We start from the raw sequence: 26,956 nt of genomic DNA on the forward strand, positions 1-26,956 counted from the left end.
AATTCTTAGTAGAAACCCTAATGAATCCGAACTGCCGTGTTGACGAAATTGAAACAGTCAAAAAAACAGGAGCGAGAACTCACTTCTCGCTGAGGGCGCCGCGCCTCAGGCGGCGCCCTTGCGGAGATCAGCTTCGGGACGGATTGTTCGGCCGATGGTCATACCGGTTCGGCACGCCGTCGTGATCGTTGTCCCATCCGCCGGCCTGATATTCCCAGCGGCCGCCGCGCTCGTGCCATTGGGGCGCGCGGTAGGCGTAGCCCGGCCTCGCGCGCATCCAGTTGCCGCCTTGCCAGACGTATCGCCCATGGTTCCACTCATAGTGGCCAGGCGCCCACGCGTAGCCGGGGCGGGGCGGCGGCACGCGCTCATAGCGCGGCGCCGGCGGCGGCCCCACCCGCACCGAGATCACGGCCTGCGCCTGGGCGGCGGTCGGCACGACCATGGCGCCAACGGACAGAAGAGACGCAGCGCCCATCGCAAAAGTGACAGCCAGTTTTTTCATGAGGACTCCTTTGAGTTGCTGGAGACTTCATCCTCCCTGCCTCATGTGTACCGTTCGTAAGCCGCCGACGAAGTCTTGTGTAAACCTGTGTCGACCGAATTTGCGATGGGATGGCTATTTCTGGAGTGCGCGCAGGTCGATCGCGTCGGCCATCGCGGCATGGCCCGCAGCGCTCGGATGCAAGTGATCACCCAGGTCGTAGACCGGCTTCAGCGACTGCGGGTCGGCGGGATCTCGCAACGCAGCATCGAAATCGATGACGCCGTCGATGCCCTGCTGGCCGCGGATCCAGCGATTCACTGACTGTCGCCGAATCTCCTTCTCCTCATTCCAGTAGGCCGAGCCCTTGAAGGGCAGCAACGTGCCCAACAGCACCTTGACGCCCCAGGCACGCGACTGGTCGATCAACTGCTGCAGGCCAGCGGTGATCTGATCAACAGTCGGAGCGCCGAGTCGCCCGCCTGAATCCTGCAAGGTCAAGCCGATGTCGTTGATGCCGATGAGGATGATGACGTGCGTCACGCCGCTCTGTCCCAGCACGTCGCGCTCGAAGCGCTCGACGCCCTTGGCCCCGGCACCATCGCTGAGCAGGCGATTACCCGAAATGCCCTCGTTGAGCACCGCGAACAGCCCTGCGCTGCCCGGCTTTCCGCGCAAGCGCAATGCCAGCCGCTCGGGATAGCGCACGGCATGCCCATCGCCCACGATCCCTGCGCCCTCGGTGATCGAATCGCCGAATGCGACCACGACGCGCGAGGCCCGGGGGCCAACCACATCCAGACCGGTCACGATGTGGTTCCACCCGGAACGCGTGGCATCGGTCCAGTTGGCCTGCCGGACGGCATCGCCCGGCGTGATCCAGGTCGCGCCGGGTGTCAGGTGATGAACGGTCGCGAACGACACCGGCGCATCGACGTGAAAACTGACCGAGACGGCCTGGTCCGGCGCCACGGCGAATGAGGTCGCATCGCTCCACACCTCCCTGCCCGGCGCGATCGTGACGTCGGCGCGCCCGCCGAATCGCAAACTTTGCAGCGTGCCGGGGGAAACGGCATTTCCGCCGGTACTGCGCGCCACGCTCGCCGACGCGATATGCAGAGGCATGTTGCCGAAGCGATTGGAAAACCGCACCCTGACGCGCTGTCCGCCCAAGGTGGGCTGCAGACCCTGGCGCAATGTCAGGTTGTCGAGCAAAGGTGGGGGCGATGACGGCGCACCGCTCCACGGGAGCGCCTGTGCGTAGTCCTGCGGCGCAGCGGCCCAACTCCCGGTCCAGCGCACCTCATCGCGCGCCTGGCGCACCTGCGCGAGTGCCGGCGGATTCGCCAGCAGCACGCTCAGCAGCAGCGCACCAAGGAGTCGTGCAACAAGGTTCATGCGCAAAGCAGCGCAGTTTACGGAATCCCTTTCACCAGGTGTCGACGTACGCCGCGGCCGGACGGCGCGACGCCGCGGACGAGGCCAATCCACGCACCAGCCAGCCCCGGGTGTCGGCCGGATCGATGACGGCGTCGATCTCCAGCGTCTGCGCCATGTGGATCGCCTCGCCGTTCGCATACTGCTGCGCAACCAGCTTCTTGAACAGCGCATCGCGCTCCGGCCCTTCGGCAGCGGCTTCGAGTTCCTTGCGGAAGCCCAGCCGCACCGCACCTTCGAGCCCCATGGCACCGAACTCCCCGGTGGGCCATGCCACGGTGAACACCGGTGCATCGAAGCCGCCTGCCGTCATCGCCTGCGCGCCGAGTCCATAACCCTTGCGCAACACGACCGCGAAATACGGCACGCGCAGATGCGAAGCCACCATGAACATGCGGCACACGTGCCGCACCTGGGCCTGCGCCTCGACCTCCGGGCCGACCATGAAGCCGGGCGTGTCGCACAGCGCCACCAGCGGCAGGCCATGCGCGTTGCAAAGCTGCATGAATCGCGCGGCCTTGTCTGCGGCATCGACGTCGATCGCACCGCCGAGGTGGTGCGGGTTGTTCGCGAGCAGCCCGACCGACTTGCCTTCGATGCGCGCCAGCGCCGTCACGATGCCGGCGCCGAAGCCGGCGCGCAGTTCCAGCAGCGAGCCGATGTCGACCACGCCACGCATCGCGGCACGCACGTCATAGACACGCAGGCGGTTCTCGGGAATGGCATGACGCAGCGCACGCTGGTCGGCGCATTCCCACTCGCTCGTCGGACCTTGGAAATACGAAAGATACTGCTTCGCGGCGGCTACCGCATCGGCCTCGTTCTTCACGAGGATGTCGATCACGCCGTTGCGCGACTGCACGCTGCTCGGCCCGATCTGCTCCGGCGCGAAGGTACCGAGGCCGCCGCCCTCGATCATCGCGGGGCCGCTCATGCCGATGTTGCTGGCTTCGGTGGCGATGATCACATCCGCGCAGCCCAACAGCGCCGCATTGCCCGCGAAGCAACGCCCGTGAACGATACCGACCACCGGCACCTTGCCTGAAAGCGCCGCGAACTGGCTGAAGGTGTGGTTGTTCAGGCCCGCGACGATGGGCATGTCGGTATCGCCGGGCCTTCCGCCGCCACCTTCGGCGAACAGCACCACCGGCAGTCCGAGTTGGTGTGCGATGCCCAGCATGCGGTCGGTCTTGTGATGGTTGCGCATGCCCTGCGTGCCCGCGAGCACGGTGTAGTCGTAGGACATGACCACGCAGCGCGATTTCTCTGGCCCGAACTGCTTCGCGTTGATGCTGCCGATGCCGGTCACCATGCCGTCGGCGGGTGTGTTGGCGATCAGGTCTTCGAGCGAGCGGCGGCGCGTCTGCGCGGCGATCGCCAGTGCACCGTATTCGCTGAAGTTTCCCGGCTCGTCGGCCAGGTCGCAAAGGTCCGCGATGTTGGCGCGAGCGGTGCGCCCGCCCTGCGCATGACGCTTCGCCACCGTGGCGGCGCGATTCTCGTCGAGCGTGAACGCGTGGCGGTCGATCACCTTCTGCAGGTCGGGGCGGATCTCGTCGAGGTCGCGCTCCGTGCGCGCTTCGGCTTCGATGGCATGCGCATCCACGGCCTCCAGCTTCACCAGCGACTGGCCTTCGACGAGGTAGTCGCCCGGCTCCGCCAGGAGCGTGACCACGCGCCCCGCGGCCGGCGCGTGCAGGAGATGCTCCATCTTCATGGCTTCGAGCACGCCGATCTGCGCGCCAGCCGGCACGACGTCGCCGACATCGACTTCGAATTGCACGAGCTTGGCCGGCATCGGCGCCTTGACCATGAGGCCGTCGTCCTCATCCCGCAACACGGCCTGCGCAGCCTGGATCGCCGCAGGACGCGCGTGCTTCGCGGCGGCCGCGTCCACTTGCGCGGCAGCGGCGAGCAGATCGGCCAGGTGCGCCTCGACGAATCGCGTGTGCACCGCCTGCGTTGCGAATTCCGGCCGCATCGCGATGGCCTGCAGCAGCGAGAGGTTGGTCGCGATGCCGTCGATGTGGCACTCCTCCAGCGCGCGCAGCGAGCGCCGCACCACGTCGGCAAAGCGCGCGGACGACGAGTGAACGATCAGCTTGGCAAGCAGCGTGTCGTAGTGCGGCGAAGGCGCGAGGCCGGCATAGCCATGCGTGTCGACACGCACGCCAGGACCGGCCTGAAGATCGAAGCGCGTCAGCGTGCCGCCGGATGGCCGCGCGTTGCCTTGCGCATCGAGCGTTTCGGCGTTGACGCGCCACTGCACCGCGAACCCTCGCTGCGGCGCTGTGCGGCCCGTCTCGACCACAAGATTGGCAATGGTTTGCCCCATCGCGACACCGATCTGCAATTGCACGAGGTCCAGGCCCGTCACCGCTTCGGTCACGGTGTGCTCGACCTGCAATCTCGGATTGGCTTCGATGAAGACATAGGGCAGCGTCGACGAATGCTCGTCGACGAGGAATTCGAAAGTGCCCAGGCTTTGGTAGCCCACCGCCTTGGCCATGCGAAGCGCCGCCTGCGTGACCTGCTCGCGAAGCGCCTCCGGCAGCGAAGGACTCGGCGCGATCTCGACCAGTTTCTGGAAGCGCCGTTGCAGCGTGCATTCGCGCTCACCCAGGCTGGCGACGGACTGTCCGTCGCCGATCACCTGCACTTCGATGTGGCGCGCGTTGCGCATCAAGCGCTCGACGTAGACGCCCTCGACGCCGAAAGCCGCCTTGGCCTCCGACATGCAGCGTGCGTGCGCCTCGGGCAGTTCGTCGGCATTCAGCACTGCGCGCATGCCGCGTCCGCCGCCTCCGCCGATGGCCTTCACCATCACGCCCGCGCCTTCGGCCTGCTGCGCAGCGAAGAAAGCCTGCGCCTCGGCAAGTGTCACCGCACCGACGCTGCCGGGCATCACCGGCACATCGCATTGCTCGGCCAGCGCACGCGCACGTGCCTTGTCGCCGAACAGCGCGAGCTGGTCCGGCGTCGGGCCGATGAAGCGCAGGCCGGCTTCGGCGCAGGCCTTGGCGAAGTCCGCGCGCTCGCTCAGGAAGCCGTAGCCGGGATGCACCGCATCGCAGCCGTGGTCGCGTGCAACCGCGATCAGGGCCGCCATGTCGAGGTACGCCGAAGGACCGGTCGCAGGCAATGGCACCGCGACGTCGGCCAACTGCACGTGGAGTGCCGATGCGTCGTCCTTCGCGTGGACGGCAACACTCTCGATGCCGAGGTCGCGCAGCGCGCGCACCAGCCGCACCGCTATTTCGCCGCGATTGGCAATCAGGACTTTCTTCATCATCTGTCAGTCTTTGAGGAGGCGGCGCAGTACTTTTCCGGCGCCGGTGGTTGGCAGCGCGTCGATGAACTTCACCGCTCGCGGCGCCTTGTAAGTGGCCATGTTCTCGCGCGACCAGGCGATCAGCGCATCGGCATCGAGTTCCGCGCCGGGCTTCTTCACGATGAAGGCCTTCACCACCTCGCCCTTGTCCGCATCGGGCTGCGCGATGACCGCGGCCTGCGCGACGGCCGGATGCTTCATCAGGATGGTTTCCACCTCTTCGGGGAACACGCTGTAGCCCGAGACCTTGATCATTTCCTTGAAGCGGCCGATGAAGGTGAGGTAGCCGTCGGCATCGAGCTTGCCCATGTCGCCGGTGTGAACCCAGCCGTTGCGCAGCGTTGCGGCCGTGGCCTCCGGCTTGTTCCAATAGCCCTTGAAGGAGCCCGCGCTGGCGAGCACGATCTCCCCGACCTCACCCACCGGCTTGTCCTCGCCCGTGTCGGCGTCGATGATGCGGATCGTGACGCCCGGCACCGGAATGCCCTGCGTACCCCAGCGCGGTGCGTCGTGCGGCGTGTAGGTGTCGCAGGTGTGGGTCTCGCTCAGGCCGTAGGCGGCCTCGAAGGAACTGCAGTTCTTCGCAAAGCCGCGCCATTGCTGCGCCAGCGGCTGGGTGAAGGCGATGCCGAAGCTGGTCACCGGATTCATGCGCAGGCTCGAGAGGTCGATGTTCGCGATGCCTTCGACCTGCATGCAAGCGACGTTCATCGGCGCGATGCTGTACCACCAGCTCACCTTGTAGCGTTCGATCGCCCGCAGCGCGGCGCGCGGCTCGAAGCGATGCAGCAGCACGGACGTCGCGCCGGTGAACACCGGCACATTGACGCCCATCAGCATGCCCGCGATGTGATAGAGCGGCGCGATCGAGAGCAGCACATCGCTGGCGGTGACGCCGTTGCAGTCCGCGGCGGCGCGGGTCTTGAAAAGCGCGTTGCCGTAGGTCAGCATCGCGCCCTTCGGCAGCCCGGTGGTGCCGGACGTGTAGGTCATGAGCGCCACGTCATCGAGCGTGATCTCGACCGGTGCGGGATGCTTGCCGCTCTTCGTCACGGCAAGGAAGTCCTCGCAGCCGGCGGGCACACTGCGCGGCTCGCACTGTGCCGCAACGAGATCGGCGGGCACGTCGAGCGTCGGCGTGACGGGCAACAGATCGGCGTAGTGCACGACGAACACATGTTCGAGTGCACTCGCCGCGCGCACCTTGTCAACCACCGGCAGGAGCGACGACGCGGCAACGATCACGCGCGCCTTCAGGTCGTTGACCTGATAGGCCAGTTCGTGCTCCTTGTTGAGCGGGCCGCTCGGGCACACGATCGCGCCGATCTTCTGAATGCCGAAGTGCGCCACGAGGTACTGCGGGCAGTTGTTGAGGAAGAGCACGACCGGATCGCCCTTGCGAACGCCGATCGCCTGGAGCCGCGCCGCGAAAGCATCGCTCGCGGCGTCCAGCTCGGCGTAGCTCGTCGCGTGGCCGTACCAGATGCAGGCCGGGTGATCGCCACGCTCGCGCGCGTGCGTGCGGAGGTACTCGTGCAGCGGCTGCTGCGGGCGATCGGGAAGCTGGGTTGTCTCCATGGCGTCACTCTCACAGGGTTATCGATAGGGCTTGGTCGCTTGCCATGGCCCCATGGTGCACCAACAATCCTACCCATGGGTATAACTTCGGCGACACGGCAAAAACCCTCTCACCAACCCCCTGAGCGCGGCAATGCGCCTTCCGGGAGAACCGACCTGCCGCAGGGCACGGGACGGCAGCGCACCGCCACCGCCGGCACCGACGTGCAGCGCGAACGAATCCTGCAGGCAGCGGCGCAACTCTTCGCGGCGCAGGGCTATGCGAACACGACGATGGCGCAGATCGTGCGCGCGCTGGACGCCACCAAGCCTTTCGTCTACTACTACTTCCGCGACAAGCAGGAGATCTTCGAGACGCTGTCGTGGCGGCCTGCGGTCGATTGTTTCACCTCGATGGATTTCGCGCAGGACGACAAGCGCCGCGCCGTCGAGAAGGTCAAGGAAGGCATCGAGCGCCTGATCCGCGCGACGGTGTCGCACCATCCCTGCGCCTTCTTCGCCTACAAAGAGCCGCAGGTCTATCGCCCCGAGTACATCGCTGCGCAGAAGAAGCTGGCCCATCACTTCTACGACCAGTTGTTCCCGCTGCTGGAGCAGGCGCGCGCCGATGGCGACCTCGATTTCGGCGAGACCAAGATCACCGCTTTCGCCGCGCTCAGCCTGCCGGGCTTTCTCTACAGCTGGTACCGGCCCGACGGCCGCCTGTCGCCCGACGAAGTGGTGGCGGAGCTGTCGAGGCTCGCATGGCGAGTGCTCGGGCTGCGCGAGCGCGACGGCTGACCGAAGCGCCGCCTCATTCGGGATAGAGCCGGCCAGTGAGCGTGGCGCTCGCCTTGCGCAGCGCCGGCAGGAAGGCATCGCGAAGCTCGAGCAGTTCCATCCGCTCGGCGCGCACGGCGATGCTCATCGCGGCCACCGTCACGCCGCTGCGGTCGAGTACCGGTACCGCCATCGAACGCACGCCCAACTCCAGTTCGCCGTCATTGCCGGCATAGCCTTCCTCGCGGCAGCGCGCGATCAGGGCCAACACCTCGTCGGTCTCGAACACCGTGCGCGGCGTGAGACGGCGACGCGGCATTGCATGCACGCGCTGCGCTGCTTCGTCGGGCGGCAGGCTCGCCAGCAGCACGCGCCCGAGCGCCGAGCAATAGGCCGGCAGCCTGGAGCCGATGCCCAGCCCCGTGCTGAGGCTGCGCCGCGCGGTCGAGCGCGCGATGATGATGGCGTCGTCCTCCAGCAGCGTCCCGAGCGAGGCCGATTCGCGCGTGCGCTCCGACAGCGCATCCAGCAGCGGCTGCGCCATCGAGGGCGTCGGCCGCGATGCGAGGTAGGCGTGGGCAACGAGGAGGACCTTCGGCATCAGCCAGAAGCGCTTGCCGTCGCTGTCCAGGTAGCCCAGGGCGCGCAAGGTCAGCAGCGAGCGCCGGGCCGAAGCCGGCGACCCGCCGGTGAGCCGCGCCACCTCCGACACCGTGAGGCGGCTGTGCTGGCGGCCGAAACAGGTCAGCACGTCCAATCCCTTTTGCAGCGACGCCACGAAGTTCTTGTCCGCGAAGTCCAAGGCAGGAGCGGCAGGAGTGGCGTCGGCGAGGTGATTTTTGCGCATAGCGCAAATCTAGCTTGTTTGTCCTGCGCTGCGTCAAGACACTTCCCCCACCCCGATGAACGACTGACACGGAGACAGACACACATGTTCAAACACTTCGCCCGGCGCCTTGGCGCGGCTTGCTTGGCCAGCGCCTTCCTGGCGGGCGCCGCCGCGGCCCAGAACGGCAAACCCCTGAGGATCGTGGTTCCCTTTCCGGCCGGCGGCACGGCCGACATCCTTCCCCGCGTGGTCGCAGCCAAGCTGCGCGGCAGCTTTCCCGACGGCGTCATGATCGAGAACCGCACCGGCGCCGGCGGCAACATCGGCGCCGAGGTGGTCTACAACGCCCCGCCGGACGGCGAGACGCTGCTGGCTTCGCCGCCAGCGCCGATCGCGATCAACCAGCATCTCTACCGCAAGCTGAGCTTCGATCCCACGAAGTGGGTGCCCGTCACCATGATCGCGACGGTGCCGAACGTGCTGGTGATCAACCCCAAGCTGCCGGTGCACAGCGTGCCCGAACTCATCGCCTACCTGAAGGCCAATCCCGGCAAGCTCAGCTACGGCTCGCAGGGCAACGGCACCACGTCGCACCTGACGGCCAGCATGTTCATGCAGCTGACCGGGACCGAGATGGTGCACGTGCCCTACAAGGGCACCGCGCCCGCACTTGTCGATCTCATTGGAGGACAGATCGACGTGTTCTTCGACAACCTGAGTTCGTCGCTGCCGTTCCACCAGAGCGGCAAGTTGCGCATCCTCGCGATTGCCGACGAGCAACGCTCGCCCGCGCTGCCCAACGTGCCCACCTTTGCCGAACAGAAGTTGCCGGCCATGAATGCCGTGACCTGGTTCGCCCTGGTCGCTCCGCCGGGCACCCCAGCGGCCAAGGTGCAAGCCACGCAGAAGGCCTTCGCCGATGCGCTCGCACTGCCGGACGTCAAGCGGCAGTTCGCCGAACAGGGCGCCGAGCCGCGCGGTTGGGACAGCGCGCGAACCGGCCAGTTCATCCAGGCCGAATCGGCCAAGTGGGCCAAGGTCATCAAGAACGCCAACGTGACCATCGACTGACACCATGACAGACGCACTTCAATCCCAACCGATCCAGTGGGCCGGCCCCGGTCTCACGCGCATTCCCTTCGCGCTCTACAGCGATGCGCAGACGGCGGCAGATGAGCAGGCGCGCATCTTCCGCGGCGAGGTCTGGAACTACCTGTGCCTGGAAGCTGAACTGCCCGACAGCGGCAGCTACCGCACGACCTTCGCCGGCGAGACGCCCGTGGTGGTCGTGCGCGACGACGACGGCGAAATCTATGCCTTCGAGAATCGCTGCGCGCACCGCGGTGCATTGATTGCGCTCGAAAAGTCCGGCCGCGCCGAGAACTTCCAGTGCGTCTATCACGCCTGGAGCTACAACCGCCAGGGCGACCTCACAGGCATCGCCTTCGAGAAGGGCGTCAAGGGCCAGGGCGGCATGCCGGCAGGCTTCTGCAAGGAAGAACACGGCCCGCGCAAACTGCGCATCGCAACCTTCTGCGGCCTGGTCTTCGGCAGCTTCAGCGAAGACGTTCCCGGCATCGAGGAATACCTCGGCGACGAGATCTGCGCGCGCATCGAGCGCGTGCTGCACAAGCCGGTCGAGGTGATCGGCCGCTTCACGCAGGCGCTGCCGAACAACTGGAAGCTCTACGTGGAGAACGTCAAGGACAGCTACCACGCCAGCTTGCTGCACTTGTTCTTCACCACCTTCGAGCTCAATCGCCTGTCGCAGAAGGGTGGCGTGATCGTCGACGAAAGCGGCGGACATCACGTGAGCTATTCGATGATCGATCCGGCCGCGGAAAAAGATGCCTCCTACAAGGAGCAAGGACTTCGCTCTGACACCGACCGCTACCGGCTCAAGGATCCGACGCTGCTCGCCGGATTCACCGAGTACAGCGACGGCGTGACGCTGCAGATCCTCTCCGTCTTCCCCGGTTTCGTGCTGCAGCAGATCCAGAACTGCCTGGCGGTGCGCCAGGTACTGCCCAAGGGCGTGGAGCGCACCGAGCTCAACTGGACCTACCTGGGCTATGCCGACGACACGCCCGAGCAGAGAACGGTCCGGCTCAAGCAGTCGAATCTGATCGGCCCGGCCGGCTTCATCTCGATGGAAGACGGCGCGGTCGGCGGCTTCGTGCAGCGCGGCATCGCCGGCGCGCACGACCATGACGCGGTCGTCGAAATGGGCGGCGACAGCGCCGCATCCAGCGAAGGTCGCGCCACCGAAGCCTCCGTGCGCGGCTTCTGGAAGGCCTACCGCCACCACATGGGCACCTGAAAGCGGAGCACCTTCATGATCGACCTTCTGGCGCTCTGCGCCTTCAACGCCGCCTACGCCGACGCCATCGACAGCGATGCGCTCGAACGATGGCCCGACTTCTTCGCCGACGACGGCCAGTACCGCATCACGCACATCGAAAACGAGCGCGAGGGCCTGCCGGCCGGCATCGTCTACGCCGACTCGCGCGCGATGCTGGAAGACCGCATTGCGGCCCTGCGCGAAGCCAACATCTACGAGCGCCAGCGCTACCGGCACCTGCTGGGCATTCCCTTGCTGCTGAAAGCCGAAGACGACCACGCCGAGGCGCGTACGCCATTCATGGTGGCGCGCATCATGGCGACTGGCCAGACGGATGTATTTGCTACTGGGTATTACCAGGACCGCTTCGTGCAACAGGACGGACGGCTGCGGCTGCAGTCTCGCGTGGCCGTGTGCGACAGCACGGTGACGGACACATTGCTCGCATTGCCGCTGTGAACGCGACCGCTCCGCCCACATCGACGCGCCGCCGGCTTGCGCTCGCGGCCGGCGATCCCAACGGCATCGGCCCGGAGATCGCGCTCAAGGCCATGGCGGCGCTGCCGGCCGAAGCGCGGGCCGGCATCACCTTGTACGGACCGGGCAGCGTGCTCGAGCGCACCGCTGCTGTTCTGGGCCATTCCGCGCTGCTTCGCGAACTGCGCGTCAACGATGTGGGCGAACTGCCGGCGGCTGTTGCCCGGCCCGGTCGCATCGAAGCGGCTGCAGGCGCGTCTGCCGTGGCGTCGGCGACTGCGGCGATCGAGGCGTGCCGGCGTGGTGAGGTCGACGCCGTGATTGCGTGCCCTCATCACGAAACCGCGATCCACCAGGCCGGCATCCGCTTCAGCGGCTATCCCTCGCTGGTCGCACGGGTCTGCGAAGTACCGGAAGACACGGTGTTCCTGATGCTGGTCGGCGGCGGTCTTCGCATCGTGCACGCGACGCTGCACGAGAGCGTGCGCACCGCGCTCGACCGGCTCACGCCCGCGCTGGTCGTCGCGGCCGCGCGCGCCGGCGCCCGCGCCTGCGCCTTGTTGGGCGACCCCTCACCGTCGATCGGCATTTTCGGCATCAATCCGCACGCATCCGAGGGCGGATTGTTCGGGCCGGAAGATGCATCCGTCGTCGAGCCTGCCGTGCGGACGCTCCAAGCCGAGGGCTTGCGCGTGGAAGGCCCCTCGGGCGCGGACATGCTGCTGGCGCAACGCCGCCACGATCTCTATGTCGCGATGCTGCACGACCAGGGCCACATCCCCATCAAGCTGCTCGCACCCAACGCGGCAAGCGCCCTCAGCATCGGCGCCGACGTGCTGCTCTCGAGCGTGGGCCACGGCAGCGCGATGGATATCGCCGGCCAAGGCATTGCCGACTGCACCGCGCTGCTGCGAACCATCGCGCTGCTCTCGGGCACGCCGGATCCATCTCTCTCAGAAAAGTGACCCCATGACTCATCGCGTGGCCATTGCGGGCAGCGACGTCGCGTTCGACTGCGCCGATTCCGAATCCGTTCTCGATGCCGCGCTGCGCGCCGGCATCGAGCTGCCCTATTCCTGCCGCAAGGGCGTGTGCGGCAACTGCGCCGGGCGGGTCGAATCCGGCGATGTGGCGGGCCTCGGCGGCGCATCGATGCGCAACGAGACTTGCCTGCCGGACCAGGTGCTCTTCTGCATGTGCGCGCCGCGCACGGACGTGACGGTCACCCCCGCCTCGTGGCACCGCGTGGACCCGACAGCGCGCAAACGCTTTCAGGCCAAGGTGTTTCGAAACCAGCTCGCGGCGCCGGATGTCTCGGTGCTGCAACTGCGCCTGCCGGCCGGGCAGCGCGCGAAATTCCACGCCGGCCAGTACCTGCAGATCGACGTGGGCAACGGCACAAGACGCTGCTATTCGATGGCCAATGCGCCGCACGAGAGCGATGCGCTGACGCTGCACATCCGGCACGTGCCCGGGGGCGCATTCAGCGCGCGCGTGCCCAGCTTGCAGCAGGGCGATCTGCTGGAGATCGAACTGCCCTTCGGCGCCGTCACGCTCGATGGCGCATCGGCCCGGCCCATCATCTTCGTGGCCGGCGGGACGGGCTTTGCGCCGGTCAAGTCACTCATCGATGACATGGCCAAACGTCGCATCACGCGGCCGATCACCTTGATCTGGGGCGCGCGCCAAGCCGACGGCATCTATCTGAGCGCGGCGGTGTCGAAGTGGCGGCGCCAGTGGCCGGACTTCCGTTTCGTCGCCGCGCTGAGCGAGGACACGACGCAAGCGCCTGACGGCGCCTTCGCGGGCCGCGTCGACCAGGCGCTTGCCGTGCACTGCCCCGATCTGGCCGGGCACGAGGTCTACGCCTGCGGTTCGCCGGGCATGGTCCAGGCGGTGCGCGAGACGGCGCAACGCTGCGGCCACGACGCGGCCGACTTCCATGCGGATGTCTTCGTCGACGGACCCGCCGCGGCGACGCCCGAGCCGTAGTTCAGTGTGGGCGCGCGGGATCGGGATAGACCAGCGGACCGAACGTTCCGCGATCGAACGGCTTCCAGCTCCCTTCGGGCTGGGCCAGGCGATCGGCCAGCGCGTAGAGCACCGCCGGATGCGCGCCGAGACCCAGGTGGCTGGCCACCACCTCGATGTTCTCCGATTGCGGCCCGGTTTCCTCGATGCTGCAACGCCAGGCAACGACACCGTCGCTGCGACTGAAGATCGACGTGGTCGGCACCGAAGGCGTCGGCTGAACGCGCTTCATGCGGCGCGGATCTTCCGAACTCTGGCCGCTCACGCCTTCATAGACCCGCCATGCGTTCGTCGCGCGAGCGCTGCCGGTGAATGGGCTGCCCAGCGTGACCACGCTGCGCACGAGGTCCGGCCTGCTCGACGCGAGCAGGCGCGCATAGACACCGCCCAGGCTCCACCCGACGAGGCTGACCTTGCGGCCGCTCTCGGCATGCAGCGATTCGAGCTTGCGCGTCATGCCGTCTTCCACGCCATCGCGCGGCCCGAGGTTGCGGCCCAGGCCCCAGCCGTGCGCGTCGTAGCCGCGGCTTCGCAGGTAGCGCCGCAGCAGCTTGGTGGAAAGATCGCTCGCGATCAGCCCCGGCAGCACGAGGACCGAATGGCCGTCGCCGCGCGGCGCGAGTTGCAGCAGCGGCCATAGCGCCACGGCGGCACCGGCCTCCCAGAGGGCACGTCCTTCAGCAAGGAGCAGCAGCCGCGAAGGCGGCGCGATGGGTTCATGAGCGGCAGTCATCATCGATAGCTCCATTTGTCTTTCTAGCCAATCGGCCGACAGCGCTATTTATCCGAGGTATTTGCCTCGCAGGTAATCGAGGTAAGCCCTCGATTCGCGCGAGACATACGGAGAAATCAGCGTCAGCGTGTAGAAAGCCGCAAGCCCCGGATCGGCCTGCTGCAAGGCGTCGCGGCCCGGCACGAGGCGCTCGAACGAAAGCCAGCAGGTCGTGGTGAAGACCATCTGAAGTGCCAGCATCTGGGCCTCTTCCGCTGTCGCCTCGATGACACCTGCGGCGACCAGCGTCTCGCACAGCGACTTGGCCGCCAGAAGGTTCTGCGCCGTCAGTGCCTGGGCGCGCTGGCCCAGCGCCGGATATTCGCTGGAAAGAAAGGCCATGTCGCGATAGACGAATCGATAGGCGTCGATCGCCTCGAAACGCAGATGCAGCGACAGCCAGAGGTCATCGATTGCGCGCACGTTGTCGACCGACGCATTGAGCAGCGCGAGGCTCTCCTCGAAACGCCGGAAAAGCCGCTCGACGATGAGCTGCTTGGCCTTGAAGTGGTAATGGAGGTTGCCGGGGCTGATTTCGAGCTCGGCTGCAATGCGGTGCGTCGACACCGCCGCGAGCCCCTGCGCATTGAACAGCGCAAGGCTGGTCTGCAGGATGCGTTCTCGCGTGTTGGAACTGGCCACGGGCTGAAGATAGCTCTGTCCGCCGGACCTCAGCGCTTGCGTCGACCGGATTCGATCCGCTCGACGTGTTCGAGCAGCAGTCGTATCTGCTCGCGCAGTTCCTGGAATTCCTGGGCGCTCGGCATGCCGAGGCGTTGCAGCGACGTCGCGACGCGCTGGTCGAACACGTCCTCGAACTTGCGGATGCCGAAGGTATCGAGGCCGGGAAACTTGCCGCCCGCCGGGTCGGTCTTGCCGATGCCGAGGAGGCTTTCGATCACATTGGTCTGGTGCTTGACGACATCGTCGCGCACCGTGCCCAACGCCTTGAGGCCGGCTCGCAGCAGGCCTTTGGGGCCTGCTTGACCGGCTTCTTCCTTGGGTTGGGCCGCTGTGGAATCAGTGCCTGCGGCTTTCTTCGCCGCGGGTGTCTTGCGCGGTGCCGCCTTCTTGGCGGACACCGTCTTCCTGGCCGGCGATGCCGCCTTCTTCTTCACGCTGTCAGTTTCATCGCGGCGAGTCGCCATGCGTTGCTCCAGGGAACGTTACGGAAGTGAGGCGGCCGCCCGCCTCCGGAATCAGACCTTGCTGACGGCGCGGCTCGTGCGGGTTGCACGACGGGTTGCGGGCTTGGCGGCCTTCACGGTTTCTTCCGCAATAGCTGCTTCGCCGGCCACGCGGCTTTCGATCTTCTTGGCGCCAGCGGCGATCGTGTCGGCGATCTTCACCGAAACGTCGGCGATCGGCTGGTGAACGCGGTTGAAGGCGTTCACGACCGAGGCACCCAGGGGCGCTTCGACGCGGGCGGCGATGTTGGCGATCGATTCGATGCCGCTGGTCGCGCCGGTGGCAACGCGGTCCATCAGCGAGACGACGCGGCTGGTGTCGATGTCGAGACGGCTCGCGAGGAAGCCGGTCACCTTTTCTTGCGCGCTCAGCAGGCGGGCCTTGACGTCGTCGCTCACCATCGGCAGTTCGCGAGCGTCCAGGAACGCGCTGTAGCGCGAAGCGGCGCCGCCCAGCAGGCGATGCGCACCGGCACGGTAGGCGCTGACGAGGGTCTTGCCTGCGTCGTTGTACTGGCCGACGACGTGGATGGCGGCGGTGGAGATGTTTTGCGTGGACATGGTGGTTTCCTTTGAGGTTGATGAACGCGCCATGGATCCGACGCGATGGGGTCATCTTCTCCGTAAAGCCCTAGGCCTGAAAAACTAGAACGGTTCGATAGTTAGTCCATTTGCCCCAATTTCGCGCCAGCACGATGCTACGACGGGCGGCTGGCCCTGCAGGCCCCTGGCATGTGCGGGCTTACCCGCTATCCGGCCCTCTGGACATTGCGGATCATTTTCCCTCGCGCTGCGCCTGTCGCCGCCTCGAATCCAACCGGAATGCCCGATGAAACACCTCAGCGGCCTCGACGCGACCTTCCTGCACACCGAAACGCCCGAGACGCCGATGCACGTCGGCGGACTGCATCTGCTGGAGCTTCCGGCCGGCTACAAGGGCGACTTCTACGAAGACGTGAAGGCGCATGTGGCAAGCCGGATGCATCTGTCGGAGGTATTCACGCGCAAGCTCGCGCTCATGCCCTTCGAGCTGTCCAATCCGGTGTGGGTGGACGATGACGACGTCGACCTCGACTACCACGTGCGACGCGTGACCTTGCCTCGACCGGGGACGATGAAGCAGCTCGAGCAGTACGTGGCACGCCTGCATTCGACGCTGCTGGACCGCAGCCGGCCGCTGTGGGAGTTCTTCGTGATCGATGGGCTGCAGGGCGGCGGCGTCGCGCTCTATTCGAAGCTCCACCACGCCGGCATCGATGGCCAGGCCGGTGCCGCCTTCGCGGAAGCGATCATGGACCTGACGCCGACGCCGCGCCCCGTCAAGGCGCCCCGCAGCATCGCGCGACGCAACCGCTACCAGCTGGGCGTGGCCGAACTCGCAGGCGCCGCGCTGACCAACACGCTGCAGCAGTACCTGAAGCTGGTGAAGACCTTCCCCGACATGGCGCGCGCGGTGCGCAGCCTCGTCGTTCCGCAGCCGACGAGCGAGGGCAGCCGGCTCTGGAACGTGCCGAAGAATCTCAACCTTCTCGGCCCTCGAACGCCGCTCAACGTCGCGATCACCAATCAGCGCGCCTATACGGTTCGCTCGATTCCGCTGGCTGAAGTCAAGCTGATCGGCAAGCGATTGGGCGCAAGCCTCAACGACGTGGTGCTCGGGCTTTGCGCGGGCGCGCTGCGCCGGTATCTGTCGGATCTCGGCAAGCTGCCGAAAAAGCCGCTGACGGCGGCGATTCCGGTCACCCTGCGCGAGCCGGGCGACACGACATCGAACAACCAGGTCTCGATGACCGTCATGACGCTGGCCACCGACGTGGCCGATCCGGTGGAGCGCATCAAGGCCATCTCCGAATCGTCAGCGGCCGCGAAGTCGCTGGTGGGCAACGTGAAGGCGGCGATTCCGACGGACTTCCCGTCATTCGGCGCACCATGGCTGATGTCGGGGCTGGCGTCGATGTACGGCCGCTCGCGTCTTGCGGACCGGTTGCCACCAGTGGCCAACCTGGTGATCTCCAACGTGCCCGGCGCGCAGGTTGCGCTCCATTTCGCCGGGGCGAAGCTGCTGACCTACTACCCGGTGTCGATCCCGAGCCACGGCATGGCGCTCAACATGACGGTGCAGAGCTACAACGGCATGCTGGATTTCGGCCTCATCGCCTGCCGTCGGGCGGTGCCCGACGTGGATGACATCGCGGACCACCTCGTCGAGGAACACCGTGCGCTGCTGGCGCGTGTGAAGGCGCTCGACGCGCCCGAAAGCACTGCCGTCGCGGCGAAGGCGGCACCGCGAAAGACGACGGCCCGCAGGACTGCCGCCGCGGCCGCGCGCTGAAAGGTTGCGCATCGAAGTCAACGTCATGTTCATGCTGTACCGTCAGGTGCCGAACGCCCGGCACTTTCCAGGAGGCCTCTGCACATGACCGCGACCCTTCAACTGATCGGCGCGCCGACCGACATCGGCGCAAGCACCCGGGGTGCCGGCATGGGCCCCGACGCGCTGCGGGTCGCGGGTATCGCCGTCATGTTGGCGCGATTGGGCTTCAACGTTGTCGACGGCGGCAACCTGGCCGGCCCGGCGACGCCCTGGGTTGCGCCGGCGGAAGGCCTGCACCACCTGGAGGAAGTCATCGCGTGGAACCGGGCGGTCTACGAGGCCGTTGATCGGGCGTTCCATGCCAATCACCTGCCAATCTTGCTGGGGGGCGACCATAGCATTGCGATCGGCTCCATCAGCGCCGTCGCGTGGCATGCACGCCAGCGCGGCAAGAAACTGCGCGTGCTGTGGCTCGATGCCCATTCCGACGTCAATACCGAAACCACCAGCCCGAGCGGCAACCTTCATGGGATGCCGGTTTCATGCCTGCTCGGCCATGGACCCGCGGCGCTGACGGGCTGGAGCGGCGAGCGGGCGGCGCTCGAACACGACGCGATCCGCTTCATCGGCATCCGAAGTGTCGACGCGGACGAGAAGGCTGCCATCCGCGCCCTCGGGCTCAGCGTGTTCGACATGCGCCACATCGACGAGCACGGCATGCGCACGACGATGACCGAGGCGCTGCAGGACGTGGACGAGGACACGCACCTCCACGTGAGCTTCGACCTCGACTGCCTCGACCCCGACTACGCGCCCGGCGTCGGCACGGGCGTGCGCGGCGGCCCGACCTGGCGCGAAATGCAGCTGTGCATGGAGATGATTGCCGACACGGGCCGGCTGGGCTCGCTCGACGTGGTCGAGCTCAATCCGGCGCTGGATGTGCGCAACCGCACGGCGGAAGTGGCGGTGGAGCTGATCGAAAGCCTGTTCGGCAAATCCACGCTGGCCCGCTGAAGGCGGCGGCGGGCTTTTCCGGTCAGGCGTCCTGCCCGATGCTTTCGGAAGCAGGTTCGGACACATCCATACCCGGGTCCGAGATGGGCTGCAGCTTGTCGCTGCGGCAATAGAAAGTCCAGCCTTCGAACTGCACGTCGTAGTACGTGCCGGGCAGATAAGTCCAGTCGGGTGCATCGTAGGGTGCCGACACCACTTCGACGATCCTGCCGACCGCCCGCTGCGTCAACGGGCTGGCTACGCAGCTCGGGACCACGTAGCAGAGCGTGCCGATCTTGATCATCCCCGCAGAATCGCACAATGCCGCCCGAGCGCCAAGCCCCGAGGGGCCGCGATCCTCAGCCTTGCGTGGGAGGAGACGCGGGGACCGGCTGAAGCGGCGTCTCGACCAGCGGCTTGGCGGGAACGATGGGATGCACCTCCGCCGGAGGCTCCTCGGTCGTCTCGGGCAGGAAACGGTCGATCAACGAGAAGAAGCGATCGTAGAACCGGTCATCGGTCAGCGTCTGGCTCGCCACCTTGACCATGGCGTCGTCGCTCGACGAGAACGGCAGCGACAGCGAGCCGATCGCACCGACGCCGACACTGGCCGAATTGTTGACCTTCTTCACCCCGTAGCGGTCCTGCAAGGCGCTCGCGAAGGCGATGGTGCTGCGCTTGCGGCCGCCGGCTTCGCGAGCGCAGACCACCCGGAACTCGACCTCCACATGCACCTCGGCGTCCGGCTGGAAACTCTTGCGGCCGGTCACCAGTTCCTGGTTGGCCGCGGTGATCATGTACCCCTGGCTGAGCAGCGCCCGCCGCGCGGCCTCGCAGGTCTGCCCCTCGGTGGCGACGTAGGTGCGTGTGTGGGTGGTGGTGGAATCGAATTCTTCCGGCTCGTACGAGACGCGTCGCGGCGACGAGACGCCGCATCCGGCAACCAGAAAAAGAAGAGACATCGACAGCGCGGCAGCCGCCGCACGGGAAATCGGTAGACGCATGAGAGCAGGGGTGGGCAGCAGGGAATTGGGCGGAACTCGGCAATGCTAGCGGGAACCCGCCGGTCGGCGGCCCTGCTTGGACATGCCGGGCGCTCCGGCGTTCCCGATTCGCGGCAGGAATCAGCCGTCCAGGCGGATCACATGCCGCGCCCGCCCGCGTGTGGCCGCGATGCGGCGCGCGTTGGGTTCGTCGGTCTGCTCCACCCAGGCCAGTGCCTCGGCTCTGCTGCGCCCGAACTGCTCGTGCCGCCGTACGAGGCGTTCATGCCGCAACGCGTCGTCGACATCCACGTACCAGACCTCATCGAGCAAGGACGCGGCCCCGGCCCACGGCCCGTCATCCAACAGCAGGTAGTTGCCTTCAGTGATGACCAGCCGGGTTTCGGGCAGCACCGCGATCGCGCCGGCAATGGGCTCTTCGATTTCGCGCCGGAACTCCGGCGCGTAGACGATCTCGTCCTCGCGCTGTTCTCTCAGGCGCCTCAGCAGCGCGACGTAGCCGGCGCCGTCGAAGGTGTCCGGCGCGCCCTTGCGATCCGCACGGCCGAGACGGCGCAACTCGATGTTGGCCAGGTGGAATCCGTCCATCGGCACCACCTGCGCGCGGCCCTGCAACGGCTGCAGCAGCGCCTGCGCCAGCGTCGACTTGCCCGAACCGGGCGCCCCGACCAGCCCCAGCAGCCGGCGCTGCCCGCCGGCCAGGAGCGCATCGATCCGCGCCAGGGCGTCGGCGGGCACCTCGATCATGGATAGAGACCGCGCTCCTGGCGAGCCATCAGGATGCGTCCGCAGGCCACCGCGTAAGTGGCGGTGCGCAGGCTGATCTTGTGCTCGTCGGCCTTGTCCCAGATGTGGTTGAGCGCGTTCATCATGATGCGGTCGAGGCGCTCGTTGATCTCGTCCTCGTCCCAGAAGAAGGACGAGAAGTCCTGCACCCATTCGAAGTAGCTCACCGTCACGCCGCCCGCGTTGCAGATGACGTCGGGCACGACCAGCACGCCGCGCTCGGCGAGGATGTCGTCGGCTTCCGGCACGGTCGGGCCGTTGGCGCCTTCGAGCACCAGCTTCGCCTTGGTCTTGCTTGCGCGCTCGGCGGTGACCTGGCCTTCGAGCGCGGCCGGAATCAGGATGTCGCAGGCCACGTCCCAGAAGGCCTCGTTCTCGATCACGTCACCGCCCTTGAAGCCGACGACGCCATCGGTGCGCGAAAGCGGCACCAGCTTGGCGAGGTCGAGGCCCTTGTCGTTGAAGATGGTGCCGGTGTGGTCCTGCACCGCGACGATCCTGGCGCCTGCCTCGGCGAAGAGTTCCGCCGCGACCGAACCCACGTTGCCGAAGCCCTGCACGGCCACACGCGCGCCCCGCAAGTCGAGACCCAGGCGGCGCGCGGCTTCGCGCCCTGTCACGAACACGCCCCGGCCGGTCGCCTTGACGCGGCCGAGCGATCCGCCCAAATGCAGCGGCTTGCCCGTGACGACGCCGGTGGCCGTGCCGCCGACGTTCATCGAATAGGTGTCCATCATCCACGCCATGATCTGCGCGTTGGTGTTGACGTCCGGCGCCGGAATGTCGCTGTGCGGGCCGATGATGATGCCGATTTCGCTGGTGTAGCGGCGCGTGACTTTTTCAAGTTCCTTCATCGACAGTTTCTTGGGGTCGACGCGGATGCCGCCCTTGGCGCCGCCGTACGGCAGGTTCACGGCGGCCGTCTTGACCGTCATCCAGGCCGACAGGGCCATGACTTCCTCGAGCGTGACGTCCGGGTGAAAGCGCACACCGCCCTTGCCGGGGCCGCGCGACAGGTTGTGCTGCACGCGATAGCCCTCGAAATGGGCGATGGAGCCGTCGTCCATCTCGATCGGCACGTCGACGATCAGCGCGCGCTTGGGGCGCTTGAGCGTCTCCACCCAGCGGGCCAGTTCGCCCAGGTAGGGGACCACGCGGTCGACCTGCGAAAGATAGGTGCCCCAGGGGCTGTTGGCGGTCGGCTGAACGTAGGACAAGACGGAACTCATGGCGATCCTTGTGGTTGAACGGATGGCCGCGACGATAGTCCTCCGGCACCGGCCGCGCCATGCCTATGCGCGTTGCTTTGCCGGTTATGCGCTTGCGGCAAGGAGTGCCGCGTTGCCGCCGGCGGCGGTGGTGTTGATGGTGAGTGTCTGCTCCGCGCAGAAACGCGGCAGATAGTGCGGTCCGCCCGCCTTGGGGCCGGTTCCGCTCAAGCCCTCGCCGCCGAAAGGCTGCACGCCGACCACGGCCCCGATGATGTTTCGGTTCACGTAGACGTTGCCGACGCGCGCCCGAGCCGCCAGCGCCTGCGCGCGGCTGTCGATGCGCGTCTGGATGCCGAGCGTGAGTCCGAAACCGAGCCCGTTGACCTTGTCGATGACAGCCTGCGGATCGCCCGACCAGCGAACGACATGCAGCACCGGCCCGAAGATCTCGGTCTGCACGCTCTCGATGGAAGGCACCTCGTAGGCATGGGGCAGCACGAGGTTGGCGATGCGCGATGCCGCCGGCCCGTCGGAATCGACCAGCACCTTGGCCTCGGCGTTCAGGCGCTCCAGGTGGCGCTGGATGCCGTCGAATGCTTCGCGGTCGATCACCGGACCGACATCCGTCGACAGCAAGGCCGGGTCGCCCGCAACCAGTTCCTTCGCCGCGCCGCGGATCATCTCGATCACGTCATCGGCGATGCTTTCGTGGATCAGCAACAGGCGCAGCGCCGAACAACGCTGACCCGCCGAGCGGAAGGCGCTCTGGACCACGGCATCGACGACCTGCTCCGGCAGCGCGCTGGAGTCGACCAGCATCGCGTTGATGCCACCGGTCTCCGCGATCAGCGGGACGATGGGACCGTCCTTGCCCGCCAGCGTGCGATGGATGATCTTCGCGACCTGCGTCGATCCGGTGAACACGACCCCCGCCACGCCGGCCGCTGCCACGAGCGCAGCGCCGACGGTTTCACCCGAGCCGTGCAGCAACTGCAGGGCATCCGCCGGCACGCCCGCCGCATGCAGCAGCTTGACCGCCTCCGACGCGACGGCGGGTGTCTGCTCCGCGGGCTTCGCCAGCACGGTGTTGCCGGTTGCGAGCGCGGCGGCCACCTGGCCCAGGAAGATCGCCAGGGGGAAATTCCAGGGACTGATGCACACCCAGGGACCCCGCCCCGTCAGGCGCAATTCGTTGCTCTCGCCGGTCGGCCCGGGCAAGACGACCGGCGCCATGACGCGCTCGGCCTCGTCGGCGTAGTAGCGCAGGAAATCGACGGCCTCGCGCACTTCGGCGACGGCGTCGCCCCAGGTCTTGAAAGCCTCCTTGACGAGTAGCGCACAGAAGCGCGGCAAGGCGGCTTCGAGGGCGTCCGCCGCGTGTCGCAGCACCGCCGCTCGCTGGGCAACCGGCGCGTAGGTCCATAAGCGATAGCTTGCCGCCGACGCAGCGACAGCTTCGGGGACGCGGCGCAAATCAGCCTCCGGCACGACTGGAACGCTGACGGACCGGAGCGCGTCGAGCAGCGGCGCGCGCATCGATTCGACCGTGAGATCGACGCCGTGGCTGTTGCGGCGAGCAGGCGGCGGTCCGTAAAGCGCGTGGGGCAAGGGCAGCGAACTGTCGCGGTCCAGCCAGAGGGGCGACACGAGCAGTTCGTCCATTCCAACCGACTCGTCGCCGAGCTGGTTGACGAAGGACGAGTTGGCCCCGTTCTCCAGCAGACGGCGCACGAGATACGCCAGCAAGTCCTTGTGCCGGCCGACCGGGGCGTAGACCCGTACCGGCACGCCGCTGCGCTTCATGACCTCGCGGTAAACGCCTTCGCCCATCCCATGGAGCCGTTGCAGCTCGAAGGGCGCATCGCCAGCCATCTGCAAGATCGCCGCGATGGTCCCCGCGTTGTGGGTCGCGAATTGCGGATAGATCGCGTCGGGCGCGGCGAGCAGCGCGCGCGCACAGGCCAGATAGCTCAGGTCTGTGTGGTGCTTGTGCGTGAAGACCGGGTAGTGCGGCAGCCCCAGTTCCTGGGTGCGCTTGATTTCCGCATCCCAGTAGGCGCCCTTGACCAGCCTGCACATCAAGCGCAGCTTGTTTTTGCGCGCGATCGCGGCGACGTGCTCGATCAGTTCGAGCGCACGCGTCTGGTAGGCCTGCATCGCGAGCCCGAAGCCCCGCCACTCGGGACGCTCGGCCGCGACACGCGCTGCCAGCACTTCGAACACGTCGAGCGACAGTTCGAGCCGGTCCACCTCTTCCGCATCGATGGTGAGATTGAGCTGAGCGTCCGCCGCCAGCTCGCAGAGCCGCCACACGCGCGGCACCAGTTCGCTCATCACGCGATCGCGCTGGGCATCTTCATAGCGCGGATGCAGGGCGCTGAGCTTGATCGAGATTCCGTCGTTGTCTTCCGGCTTGCCGGCCCTGTCGGCGCCGGCGGCGATCGACTGGATCGCGTTGACGTAGCTGTCCAGGTAGTGCAATGCATCCGCGTCGGTGCGCGCGCCTTCGCCCAGCATGTCGTAGCTGAACCGGAGGGCGGCGTGCTTTCGGTGTGCGGATCGTGCCTCGCCCATCGCCTCGTCGATGGTCTGTCCGAGCACGAACTGGCGGCCGAGCAGTTGCACGGCCCTCAAGGTCGCGGCCACCACTGTCCGGGCGCCCAGTCGCGCCATCAGGCCGGGTCCGGGTTCGGCCTGCCCCGGCTCCGCCGACAAGTGCGGAAGAAACTTCTTCGACAACGCGATGGCGGAAGCTGAAAGGCGCGATAGCGTCGAGTCAGCGGCGCCGTCGAAATTGGCACGGCCCAATTGATCCGCCGTGAGCGCAATGGCCGTCTCGGCGTCAGGCACGCGCAGCAGCGCTTCCGCCAGACGCATCAGGGCCAGGCCTTCAGCGCTGGAGATCGGGTATTCGCGCAGGAGGCTTTCCATGGCCCAGAAGGGCGGCGGATGGTCGCGCACTGCGCGAACCCAGGGCGCGGCGGATGCTGCGACGAAGGTCCAGTCCAGGACGCCTCTCAGCGAGGCGAGGCGGTGGGAGACGACTTCGGATTCAGGTCGGTAGGGGTTGGGCAGGCGCATGGTTCAACTCCGAGAGATGCAACGAATGCTCCGCCTTCTCGCGCTGAGTTATTCACCAAATATCAGCCACCGACCGGATAATTCACCATCAATGAGCAGCTCATCCGCCGATCTCGACCGCATCGACATGAAAATCCTGAAGGTTCTTCAGGAAGACGGTCGAATTTCCAACCTCAAGCTGGCCGAAACCGTCGCGCTCTCGCCGACTGCCGTGTTGGCGCGTGTTCAGCGGCTCACACGCGAGGGCTTCATCCTGGGCTACGAAGCCCGGCTCGATCCGCAGAAGCTCGGCCGGGGTTTCACCGTGTTCGTCGAAGTGCTGCTTGACCGCACCACGCCCAATGTCTTCGACGAGTTCAAGGCCGCGGTGCAGGTGCGCGACGAAATCATGGAATGCCACATGGTGGCGGGCGGATTCGACTACCTGTTGAAGACGCGCATGGCCGACATGGCGGACTACCGCGCCTTCGCCGGAACCGTGCTCTGGCAGCTACCGGGCGTGCGTGAAACAAGGACCTACGCGGTCATGGAAGAAGTGAAAAGCAGCGCCAAGCTGCCGCTCGGCTCCTGACCCGGGGCGAGTTCACAGCGATTCGAATTGAACTACGCCTTCTTTCATGACCAGCGGAATGCGCTCGCCCTGGCCAAGCAGGCAGTTGATGTCTTGAAGCGGATTGCCGTCGACGACCAGGAGATCGGCCAACGCGCCGGGCACCAGTCGGCCAAGGCGGTCGCTCATGCCAAGTACCTCGGCGCCCACGATCGTCGCGCTGGCCACCGCCTCGGCAGGCGACAGCACCTCTGCGCGCAGGCGGAATTCGTTGCTCTGGAGACGTTGCGATTCCCCAAGCAGGTCGGACCCGAAGCCCATCTTCACGCCGGCGGCCTTGAAGATCTCCAGCGAGCGCAGGCCGGCCTCGCGCACATCCGCCACCTTCGCCACGCTTTCCTTCGGCAGGCCATAGGTTGCGCCTTCGCTGGCCAACGCGTCGTAGGTCACCAGCGTCGGAACCGCATAGGCGCCGGCCTCGGCCATCAACGAGGCGGTCGGCGCGTCGACCAGATTGCCGTGCTCGATGGTCCGCACGCCGCATCGCACGGCCCGCGCGATGGCCTCCGCCGTGTAGGCATGCGCCAGAACATAGGTGCCGCGCGCCCGGGCCTCGCCAACGATGGCGCGGATTTCGTCCTCGCAGTAGCCGAAGGCACCCACCGGATCGGTCGGCGAGGCCACACCACCGGAAGCCATGATCTTGATCTGGTCGGCACCCATCTGAAGCTCTTCCCTCGCGGCCTTGCGCACCGCGTCGACGCCGTCGACCACGCGCGCGAGCGCGCCGACACGCACGCAGGAACATGGCGGGTCGTTGCTCAGGTAATCGGAGCGCGTCCGCATGTCGCCGTGGCCGCCCGTCTGGCTCAGCGCGCGCCCCGAGACGAACAACCGGGGCCCTTGGACCAGGCCGGACTCGACGGCCTGCTTGAACGCGAAGCCCGCGCCACCGGCATCGCGGACGGTGGTGAAGCCGCGGCGAAGCATCCCGCGCAGCATGGGCACGCTCCGCAAGGTCACCAGCACATTGGGCATGCGCACTTGCTGCGCGAGGTTGAGTTCCACCGCCACCACGTGCACGTGCAGATCGATCAGGCCAGGCATCACGGTCTTGCCCTTGACGTCGATGACACGTGCCGCGGTGTTCGTGCGAATCGGCCTGTCCGAGATCTCTTTCAGCACACCCTCCTCGACCAGGATGTCACGGCCCGCCTGCAACTCCCCGAGCAGCGGGTCGAGCAGATGGGCATTCTTGAAAAGTACGGCAGTCGTCATGGAGACCCTCAAAAGTAGACCGGAAGATGTTGCGCCATGACAGCCGGAACGGCCAATTGCGCCAGCACCGTCGCCATTTCGATGTGGTGGACCTGATACCAGTTTTCCTCGTGGAGCAGATTGAGCGTCCCCAGCGTCTGGCCGCGCCACCGCAACGGAATGTTCAACACGCTCTGGCAGCCCAGCGAAAGGATCAGTTCGTGATCGAAGAACACGTCGCGGATGTCGTCGGCGTTGCGGCCGATGTACGGCAAGCCGCGCGCCATGACCTGTTGCATCCAGGGTGAATCGGTGACGGGCTTGCGCCCCTGCACGGGGTAGACGTCCGGCATGTTGGAGTAGATCCGCTCGGACTCCCGCTCGGCGCGGTGGTGGACCAGGATCGTGAACAGCCGATGCCCGATCGACTTCGCCGAAGCCGCTTCGATGGCCTTGAAAGTGGCCTGCGGCTGGCGTGTGTCGTCGTGGGCGCTGGCGACTGTCGACAGCAGTTGTTGGATATCGGATGGCATC

25 protein-coding genes are annotated in these 26,956 nt (G+C 66.6%); 9 read left to right on the forward strand and 16 right to left on the reverse strand.

The window, feature by feature from the left end; genetic code table 11:
• Window positions 1-127 precede the first annotated feature (127 nt).
• The 4 genes from AC1DHL_RS21555 to AC1DHL_RS21570 form a co-directional block, all read right to left on the reverse strand.
• Window positions 128-505 carry a YXWGXW repeat-containing protein gene (locus tag AC1DHL_RS21555; RefSeq protein WP_478163304.1) on the reverse strand — a complete coding sequence of 126 codons (378 nt, stop codon included), beginning with the start codon at window positions 503-505 and terminating at the stop codon, window positions 128-130.
• A gap of 114 nt (window positions 506-619) precedes the next feature.
• Window positions 620-1,882, reverse strand: coding sequence for an SGNH/GDSL hydrolase family protein (locus tag AC1DHL_RS21560; protein WP_478163305.1), 1,263 nt, complete (start codon window positions 1,880-1,882; stop codon window positions 620-622).
• A gap of 31 nt (window positions 1,883-1,913) precedes the next feature.
• Window positions 1,914-5,213 (reverse strand): carboxyl transferase domain-containing protein, encoded by a 3,300-nt coding sequence (locus AC1DHL_RS21565; protein ID WP_478163306.1) that lies wholly within the window; start codon window positions 5,211-5,213, stop codon window positions 1,914-1,916.
• 3 nt (window positions 5,214-5,216) lie between these two features.
• A complete protein-coding gene (locus tag AC1DHL_RS21570) occupies window positions 5,217-6,830 on the reverse strand; it encodes an AMP-binding protein (protein ID WP_478163307.1) in 1,614 nt (537 codons plus the stop codon).
• Window positions 6,831-6,905: 75 nt separating this feature from the next.
• Between AC1DHL_RS21570 and AC1DHL_RS21575 the strand changes: the two genes are divergently transcribed.
• Complete coding sequence (locus AC1DHL_RS21575) at window positions 6,906-7,610, forward strand: TetR/AcrR family transcriptional regulator (RefSeq protein ID WP_478163308.1); 705 nt, start codon at window positions 6,906-6,908, stop codon at window positions 7,608-7,610.
• A gap of 13 nt (window positions 7,611-7,623) precedes the next feature.
• On the opposite strand, the gene AC1DHL_RS21580 is transcribed toward AC1DHL_RS21575, so the two are convergent.
• Window positions 7,624-8,436 carry an IclR family transcriptional regulator domain-containing protein gene (locus AC1DHL_RS21580; RefSeq protein WP_478163309.1) on the reverse strand — a complete coding sequence of 271 codons (813 nt, stop codon included), beginning with the start codon at window positions 8,434-8,436 and terminating at the stop codon, window positions 7,624-7,626.
• A gap of 84 nt (window positions 8,437-8,520) precedes the next feature.
• On the opposite strand from AC1DHL_RS21580, the gene AC1DHL_RS21585 reads away from it, so the two are divergent.
• From AC1DHL_RS21585 to AC1DHL_RS21605, 5 genes are read left to right on the forward strand one after another with little or no spacing between them, the layout of a single operon-like run.
• Window positions 8,521-9,489 (forward strand): Bug family tripartite tricarboxylate transporter substrate binding protein, encoded by a 969-nt coding sequence (locus tag AC1DHL_RS21585; RefSeq protein ID WP_478163310.1) that lies wholly within the window; start codon window positions 8,521-8,523, stop codon window positions 9,487-9,489.
• A 4-nt stretch (window positions 9,490-9,493) separates the two neighbouring features.
• Window positions 9,494-10,738: a Rieske 2Fe-2S domain-containing protein gene (locus tag AC1DHL_RS21590; protein ID WP_478163311.1), complete on the forward strand. Its 1,245-nt coding sequence runs from the start codon at window positions 9,494-9,496 to the stop codon at window positions 10,736-10,738.
• 15 nt (window positions 10,739-10,753) lie between these two features.
• The gene (locus tag AC1DHL_RS21595; RefSeq protein WP_478098984.1) at window positions 10,754-11,218 is read left to right on the forward strand and encodes an aromatic-ring-hydroxylating dioxygenase subunit beta; all 465 of its coding nucleotides are present in this window, start codon (window positions 10,754-10,756) and stop codon (window positions 11,216-11,218) included.
• Window positions 11,215-12,201, forward strand: coding sequence for a PdxA family dehydrogenase (locus AC1DHL_RS21600; RefSeq protein WP_478163312.1), 987 nt, complete (start codon window positions 11,215-11,217; stop codon window positions 12,199-12,201). Before AC1DHL_RS21595 ends, AC1DHL_RS21600 begins: the two co-directional genes overlap by 4 nt.
• 4 nt (window positions 12,202-12,205) lie before the next feature.
• Window positions 12,206-13,228: a 2Fe-2S iron-sulfur cluster-binding protein gene (locus tag AC1DHL_RS21605; RefSeq protein ID WP_478163313.1), complete on the forward strand. Its 1,023-nt coding sequence runs from the start codon at window positions 12,206-12,208 to the stop codon at window positions 13,226-13,228.
• Window position 13,229: 1 nt separating this feature from the next.
• Here AC1DHL_RS21605 and AC1DHL_RS21610 read toward each other — a convergent pair whose 3' ends face one another.
• Genes AC1DHL_RS21610 through AC1DHL_RS21625 form a run of 4 tightly spaced genes read right to left on the reverse strand, consistent with a single transcriptional unit; the run spans window position 13,230 to window position 15,787 of the window.
• Complete coding sequence (locus AC1DHL_RS21610) at window positions 13,230-14,003, reverse strand: esterase/lipase family protein (RefSeq protein WP_478098989.1); 774 nt, start codon at window positions 14,001-14,003, stop codon at window positions 13,230-13,232.
• A gap of 45 nt (window positions 14,004-14,048) precedes the next feature.
• Window positions 14,049-14,681 (reverse strand): TetR/AcrR family transcriptional regulator, encoded by a 633-nt coding sequence (locus tag AC1DHL_RS21615; RefSeq protein WP_478098990.1) that lies wholly within the window; start codon window positions 14,679-14,681, stop codon window positions 14,049-14,051.
• A 29-nt stretch (window positions 14,682-14,710) separates the two neighbouring features.
• Window positions 14,711-15,187 carry a phasin family protein gene (locus AC1DHL_RS21620; RefSeq protein WP_478163314.1) on the reverse strand — a complete coding sequence of 159 codons (477 nt, stop codon included), beginning with the start codon at window positions 15,185-15,187 and terminating at the stop codon, window positions 14,711-14,713.
• A 51-nt stretch (window positions 15,188-15,238) separates the two neighbouring features.
• The gene (locus AC1DHL_RS21625; protein WP_478163315.1) at window positions 15,239-15,787 is read right to left on the reverse strand and encodes a hypothetical protein; all 549 of its coding nucleotides are present in this window, start codon (window positions 15,785-15,787) and stop codon (window positions 15,239-15,241) included.
• Between the two features lie 268 nt (window positions 15,788-16,055).
• Between AC1DHL_RS21625 and AC1DHL_RS21630 the strand changes: the two genes are divergently transcribed.
• Together AC1DHL_RS21630 and rocF are read left to right on the forward strand one after the other, a co-directional pair.
• Window positions 16,056-17,558: a WS/DGAT/MGAT family O-acyltransferase gene (locus AC1DHL_RS21630; RefSeq protein WP_478163316.1), complete on the forward strand. Its 1,503-nt coding sequence runs from the start codon at window positions 16,056-16,058 to the stop codon at window positions 17,556-17,558.
• 84 nt (window positions 17,559-17,642) lie between these two features.
• Window positions 17,643-18,554 (forward strand): arginase, encoded by a 912-nt coding sequence (gene rocF / locus AC1DHL_RS21635; protein WP_478098998.1) that lies wholly within the window; start codon window positions 17,643-17,645, stop codon window positions 18,552-18,554.
• A 22-nt stretch (window positions 18,555-18,576) separates the two neighbouring features.
• Here rocF and AC1DHL_RS21640 read toward each other — a convergent pair whose 3' ends face one another.
• From AC1DHL_RS21640 to AC1DHL_RS21660, 5 genes are all read right to left on the reverse strand, one after another.
• Entirely contained in the window at window positions 18,577-18,837 is a 261-nt protein-coding gene (locus AC1DHL_RS21640; protein ID WP_478163317.1) for a hypothetical protein, read from the reverse strand.
• Window positions 18,838-18,892: 55 nt separating this feature from the next.
• Window positions 18,893-19,495 carry a DUF2242 domain-containing protein gene (locus AC1DHL_RS21645; RefSeq protein WP_478099001.1) on the reverse strand — a complete coding sequence of 201 codons (603 nt, stop codon included), beginning with the start codon at window positions 19,493-19,495 and terminating at the stop codon, window positions 18,893-18,895.
• Between the two features lie 162 nt (window positions 19,496-19,657).
• Window positions 19,658-20,284 (reverse strand): nucleoside/nucleotide kinase family protein, encoded by a 627-nt coding sequence (locus AC1DHL_RS21650; protein WP_478163318.1) that lies wholly within the window; start codon window positions 20,282-20,284, stop codon window positions 19,658-19,660.
• Window positions 20,281-21,552 carry a Glu/Leu/Phe/Val family dehydrogenase gene (locus AC1DHL_RS21655; RefSeq protein ID WP_478099003.1) on the reverse strand — a complete coding sequence of 424 codons (1,272 nt, stop codon included), beginning with the start codon at window positions 21,550-21,552 and terminating at the stop codon, window positions 20,281-20,283. The genes AC1DHL_RS21650 and AC1DHL_RS21655 overlap by 4 nt, the downstream gene beginning before the upstream one ends.
• Before the next feature lie 84 nt (window positions 21,553-21,636).
• On the reverse strand, window positions 21,637-24,615 hold the full coding sequence (locus AC1DHL_RS21660) for an L-glutamate gamma-semialdehyde dehydrogenase (RefSeq protein WP_478163319.1): 2,979 nt from the start codon (window positions 24,613-24,615) through the stop codon (window positions 21,637-21,639).
• Between the two features lie 91 nt (window positions 24,616-24,706).
• On the opposite strand from AC1DHL_RS21660, the gene AC1DHL_RS21665 reads away from it, so the two are divergent.
• On the forward strand, window positions 24,707-25,186 hold the full coding sequence (locus AC1DHL_RS21665) for an Lrp/AsnC ligand binding domain-containing protein (RefSeq protein WP_478163320.1): 480 nt from the start codon (window positions 24,707-24,709) through the stop codon (window positions 25,184-25,186).
• Between the two features lie 12 nt (window positions 25,187-25,198).
• Here the strand turns inward: AC1DHL_RS21665 and AC1DHL_RS21670 are convergent, their stop codons facing one another.
• Window positions 25,199-26,443 (reverse strand): metal-dependent hydrolase family protein, encoded by a 1,245-nt coding sequence (locus AC1DHL_RS21670; protein ID WP_478099007.1) that lies wholly within the window; start codon window positions 26,441-26,443, stop codon window positions 25,199-25,201.
• A gap of 8 nt (window positions 26,444-26,451) precedes the next feature.
• Complete coding sequence (locus AC1DHL_RS21675; RefSeq protein ID WP_478099009.1) at window positions 26,452-26,955, reverse strand: GAF domain-containing protein; 504 nt, start codon at window positions 26,953-26,955, stop codon at window positions 26,452-26,454.
• Window position 26,956: the final 1 nt, after the last annotated feature.

This window comes from Variovorax sp. 10L426 (assembly GCF_056395305.1).